The following is a 2,563-nucleotide window of genomic DNA, read 5'->3' as shown; positions in this document are numbered from 1 at the left end:
TAATCCCGTAACTTCGGTTATACCTAACGTTATCTGCAAGCTGAAAAAAATCAATCCTTTGAAAAATCCTCTTCAAAATTGGAAATGAAATCGTTAACGTACTTTTTGACCTTGTCGGCTTTACGAAAGACCAAATAATGTGTTCTTTTCAAACCGTTTTTGCCAATTCTCTTAAAAATCAAATCATCGGAAACTTTAAAGGATTTTAAAGCCCATTTCGGCATACACATTATTCCCATATTGGCATCAACCATTTCTAAAGCGACCTCAGTAAGGGGAATAGCGGAAATCTTAAGTGGAGTAATTTTATTAGGTTTTAAAAATTGCTCATATACAGAGACCGTTTCCAACGGAAAAGAATGGATTATCAAATGTGCATCCGAAAAATCATTGGTATCTAAAAAATCAATCTTATTCAACTGACTTTCTTTATGAATAATAGCAAAAATCTCATCTTCGTAAACTTCGATACTAGACAAAGTTTCGTTCGCTGGTTTTGAGGTAACTATGGCAATATCAATCTCATTTGATAATATCTTTGAAATTGGTTGATGTGTAGCTTCAAGAATCAAATCAACATCTATTTCAGGATATAAAAGCCCCATTTTTTGAATAAAAGAAGATAGACCTTGATAAAAGCTATAACATTCTGTGCTTACTTTAATATTTCCGACAGAACCAGTTCGAAATTGTTCAATATTCTGAAAACCCTTTTCAATACTTTCGAGAATTGAATTCCCTAATTTATAAAGTTCTTCGCCTTCATCCGTTAATTTCCATTTATTACGTGTACGAAGAAAGACCTTGAAACCCAAGCGTTCTTCCAATTCCCTTAATTGATGGCTTAAAGCCGATTGGGTCAAGAACAATTTTTCGGCAGAATTGGCAATACTGCCTTCTTCTTCAATTGTTTTTATCAGCCTAAAATATTTGATTTCCATAGGGCACAAAGTTAACAATTTGTAGAAATGTCTTAGTTGAAATTTTTTCAACTATAAATTCTAAACCTTCAATTCCAAAGTTTGAAATTATGGGGCTAAACCAATTAGTTTTGACCAACTAAAAAACAAGAAATTATGCAAAAACAAATTGAATTTTACGAAAACAAGCTTGCTTACGAAATGGACCCATCGGATTTATGGGACGCATTGGAAAACAAAGAAAACGTAGTGGCATTAGACGCCCGAAAAGCATTTGGCTTTGAAAAAGAACATATTCCAACAGCCATAAACCTTCCCCACAGAGAAATGAACGAAGAAAACACAAAACATTTGGACAAGTCAATAACTTATGTTTGCTATTGTGACGGAATCGGTTGCAACGCTTCGACAAAAGGGGCATTGAATATGGCAAAACTTGGATTTAAGGTTAAAGAACTAATGGGCGGAATTGAATGGTGGAAATTTGACGGATATGCAACCGAGGGAACGAATCCGGTAAAAGGTGCAATTATGGAATGTGCTTGTTAAATCCCTGTAGAATGGAAATAAGGTTTGCCGAACAAAAGGACTTGCCACAAATTATAGATTTGTGCAAAGAACACGCTGAATACGAACAAGCGGACTACGAACGGAAAAATAAATCTGAGTTGTTATACAAGTTTCTATTTGGTCACAACCCCTGTTTAAAATGTTTGGTCGTAGAGCAAGAAAATTTGATTGTCGGCTATGCGACCTTTATGAAACAGTTTTCGACTTGGGAAACCGAATTTTATATCTATCTCGACTGTCTTTTTTTGAAAGAAAACACAAGAGGAAATGGCGTGGGCAGACTTCTAATGGAAAAGATAAAGAGTTATGCAAAAAATCAAAAGTGCAGTATCATTCAATGGCAAACACCAGATTTTAATAAAAAAGCAATAGATTTTTATCGAAAAATTGGCGTAATATCTAAAAGCAAAGAACGTTTTATCTGGACGATTGAGAGCGGAAAAGCCAGCAGATAACAATGTATATAAAAAATAGGGCAAATAGTGCTTAATCAATGGCTTGGACTTATTTGCGAGGTCGCCATATTTTTAATATGTATTTTAGCCAACGGAAAAGTTAAAAGAAAATTAAAAATATGGCTTCGTGCTCTCCGAAAGTTTAGTGCTTATCAACTGCCCTACTTTTCATATACGAGCCGTTGTAAGTAATGCCAAAACCCAGAAACCGAGTGAATAAAACGATGTTTGAAATTACCAAAATGGATTGTCCTTCAGAGGAAAATCTAATCCGAATGAAATTGGACGGAATTTCAAGTATTGCGAATTTGGACTTTGACATTCCGAATCGAAAACTGACCGTTTTTCACAGCGGAGAAACCGACCAAATCGAAAAGTCCGTTATCGAACTGAATTTAGGTGGAAAAAAAATCTCGACCGAACAGACCGACCAAACGGAATTTAAAGAAAACGCAAACCAAAAAAAGCTACTTTGGTCTGTACTTGCAATAAATTTTGCCTTTTTCATTATCGAAATGACAACAGGAATAATCTCAAAATCAATGGGACTTGTTGCGGACAGTTTGGATATGCTTGCGGACAGTTTCGTTTACGGAATTAGCTTGTTTGCGGTTGGCG

Annotated in this window: 4 protein-coding genes; 3 read left to right on the top strand and 1 reads right to left on the bottom strand. The window is 35.3% G+C overall.

The genetic code is table 11. The annotated features are described in order from the left end of the window. Positions 1–50: 50 nt before the first annotated feature. A complete protein-coding gene (locus KLA_RS17065) occupies positions 51–941 on the bottom strand; it encodes a LysR family transcriptional regulator (RefSeq protein ID WP_034647336.1) in 891 nt (296 codons plus the stop codon). Positions 942–1,076: 135 nt separating this feature from the next. Between KLA_RS17065 and KLA_RS17060 the strand changes: the two genes are divergently transcribed. The 3 genes from KLA_RS17060 to KLA_RS17050 form a co-directional block, all read left to right on the top strand. Beyond that, positions 1,077–1,469, top strand: a complete 393-nt coding sequence (locus KLA_RS17060; protein WP_034647334.1) for a rhodanese-like domain-containing protein — start codon at positions 1,077–1,079, stop codon at positions 1,467–1,469. An 11-nt stretch (positions 1,470–1,480) separates the two neighbouring features. Beyond that, on the top strand, positions 1,481–1,945 hold the full coding sequence (locus tag KLA_RS17055) for a GNAT family N-acetyltransferase (RefSeq protein ID WP_034647333.1): 465 nt from the start codon (positions 1,481–1,483) through the stop codon (positions 1,943–1,945). 212 nt (positions 1,946–2,157) lie between these two features. Continuing rightward, the coding region (locus KLA_RS17050) for a cation transporter (protein WP_200868419.1) at positions 2,158–2,563 on the top strand (406 nt) is incomplete at its 3' end.

This window comes from Cellulophaga geojensis KL-A (assembly GCF_000568425.1).
Classification (GTDB): Bacteria; Bacteroidota; Bacteroidia; order Flavobacteriales; family Flavobacteriaceae; genus Cellulophaga; species Cellulophaga lytica.
Note: the sequence above shows the minus strand (reverse complement) of the source record. Positions and strands in the feature narration are given on the sequence as shown.

Coding starts and splice junctions, on each gene's coding strand:
- KLA_RS17065 (WP_034647336.1), bottom strand. CDS start 941: ATGGAAATCAAATATTTTAGGCTGATAAAAACAATTGAAGAAGAAGGC.
- KLA_RS17060 (WP_034647334.1), top strand. CDS start 1,077: ATGCAAAAACAAATTGAATTTTACGAAAACAAGCTTGCTTACGAAATG.
- KLA_RS17055 (WP_034647333.1), top strand. CDS start 1,481: ATGGAAATAAGGTTTGCCGAACAAAAGGACTTGCCACAAATTATAGAT.